Below are 2,156 nucleotides of genomic sequence, written 5' to 3'. Positions count from 1 at the left end.
CCTTCAGTCCTCGCCGACGACCTTTATCTCCGGCTCGAGCACGATGCCCCTGGTAGCGTATATTTTGTCCCTGACAAGCGAGATGAGCGAGAGGACGTCCTTTGCCCTGGCCTTTCCCAGGTTCACGATGTAGTTCCCGTGGACCTCTGAAATCTGCACGTCTCCCGAACGGACCCCCTTTAGCCCGGCCTCGTCCACGAGTTTGCCCGCGACGTGGCCCGGGGGGTTCTTGAAGATGGAGCCCGCGTTCGGGTGCCTTATATCGCTCGTGCGCTTTCTCCTCTCGGTATAGTCCTTTATGGTTTTCCTGATCTCCGCGGTATCCTTCTTTTCAAACCTCAAATGGATCCTTACAACCACGGCCCCTTCCGGGATATCGGCGCTCCTGTAAGTAAACGCCAGGTCGGAGCGGGACAGGAACCCCTTCTTACCCTTCCTGTCGAGTATCTCCACGCCTTCTATGACGTCCTTCATCTCGTGGCCCCATGCCCCGGCGTTCATAATCGCCGCGCCGCCGAGTGTGCCCGGTATGCCGCAGGCGAACTCGAGGCCCGTAAGGCCCTTTTCGGTGCAAACCGATACCATCCGCGCGAGGCTCAGCCCCGCCCCGGCTATACAGGCCGCCCTCCCGGAGCTCTCTTCCTGCCAGGTGATGTCCTTGAAGCCGTCCGTCATGTTTACGACTACCCCCCTTATCCCCCCGTCCCTTGCGAGCAGGTTCGTCCCGGAGCCCAGTATAAGGACCGGATAGTTCTTGCTGTTCGCAAACTGAAGGAGTTCCTTCAGGTCCCCCACGTCCCTGGGGAACGCCATCACGTCGGCCGGCCCGCCAATGAGGAGCGACGTATACTCTCTCATGGGCACGTTAAAGAGCACCTTCCCCTTGAACCTCTGTACGAAAAACAGGGGGTACTGCCTGGTCATATACCTTTCTCCTTTTACGAGACCCTCTTGCGGCATCTTATTCTTCGACGACGAGCTTGAGTCCACTCTTATTACGCTTCTTTTTTAAAATATCCAGTAGCTCCACCCCGGCGCGCCATACGTCCCCCGCCCCGAGTGTTATAACCATATCTCCCGGCTCGGTTACGGACATGAGCCGCGCGGGCACGTCCTTTAACCCGGGCACGTAACTTACGTCCTTGTGGCCGTGTTCCTTTATGCCCTTAAGGAACGCCCCGGTCGAGACCCCCTCGATGGCCTTTTCCCCGGCCGGGTATATGTCGGTCAGGATGAGTTTTTCCGCGTCGTTGAAGGCGGTCAGGAACCCGCTGTAGAGGTCCTTTGTCCTCGAGTACCTGTGGGGCTGGAACACGACGACGAGCCTCCTGTTCCACCCCTCCTTCGCGGCCTTGAGGACGGCCTTTATCTCCACCGGGTGGTGCCCGTAGTCGTCGACGACCATGACGTCCCCGACCGTGCCCCTCACCTGGAACCGCCTCTCTACCCCGGTAAACTCCACGAGGCCGGCCTTTATATCCGTTGGGTTTATGTCGAGCTCGCGAGCCACGGCTATGGCGGCGAGCGCGTTATAGACGTTGTACTCGCCGGGGAGTCCTATGGTAAACCGCCCGAACCGCTCTTCGCCGGTCCATACCTCGAAGGTCGACTCGCGGCCCTTCTGCGTGAAGTCCTTTACATGCAGGTCGGCCTGCGCGGTGAAGCCGAATGAGATGAACCTGCGGCCTATCGAAGGCAGGAGGTTCTGAATAACGGGGTCGTCGAGGCATACCACGGCGCACCCGTAAAAGGGGACCTTGTTCATGAAGTCAAGGTACGCCCCCTTCACATCTTCCATGTCGCGGTAATGGTCCATGTGTTCCCTGTCGATGTTCGTAACGACCGCTATCGTCGGGGAGAGCTTGAGGAAGCTCCCGTCGCTCTCGTCCGCCTCGGCGACGAGGAAGTCCCCGCTCCCGAGCTTTGCGCTGGTGCCGATGGAGTTTAGCTTCCCGCCGGTAACGACCGTGGGGTCGATCCCCGCGTGCCCGAGTATGGACGCTATTATGGAGGTGGTGGTAGTCTTACCGTGCGTGCCCGCGACCGCTATGCCGTACTTCATCCTCATGAGTTCGGCGAGCATCTCGGCCCGGGGGATTATGGGGAGCTTCAGGCGCCCGGCCTCGAGCAACTCCGGATTGTCATCGCTTACGGCC

At 59.7% G+C, this 2,156-nt stretch carries 2 protein-coding genes; both read right to left on the bottom strand.

Features of this window, described 5'->3' with window-relative positions; all coding sequences use genetic code 11:
• Positions 1–3 precede the first annotated feature (3 nt).
• Positions 4–924, bottom strand: coding sequence for a UDP-N-acetylmuramate dehydrogenase (murB, locus tag V3W31_10325; protein ID MEE9615325.1), 921 nt, complete (start codon positions 922–924; stop codon positions 4–6).
• Between the two features lie 37 nt (positions 925–961).
• Positions 962–2,156 (bottom strand): UDP-N-acetylmuramate--L-alanine ligase (murC, locus tag V3W31_10320; GenBank protein ID MEE9615324.1); only part of this gene is annotated, 1,195 nt, incomplete at its 5' end.

This window comes from Thermodesulfobacteriota bacterium, assembly GCA_036482575.1.
In the GTDB taxonomy this organism is placed as follows: Bacteria; Desulfobacterota; GWC2-55-46; order GWC2-55-46; family JAUVFY01; genus JAZGJJ01.
The sequence above is the reverse complement of the archived record's forward strand: the minus strand, read 5'-3'. Positions and strand labels throughout refer to the sequence as shown.

Excerpts from the sequence above, each read along its gene's own strand:
- murB (MEE9615325.1), bottom strand. The coding sequence starts at position 924 with ATGACCAGGCAGTACCCCCTGTTTTTCGTACAGAGGTTCAAGGGGAAG.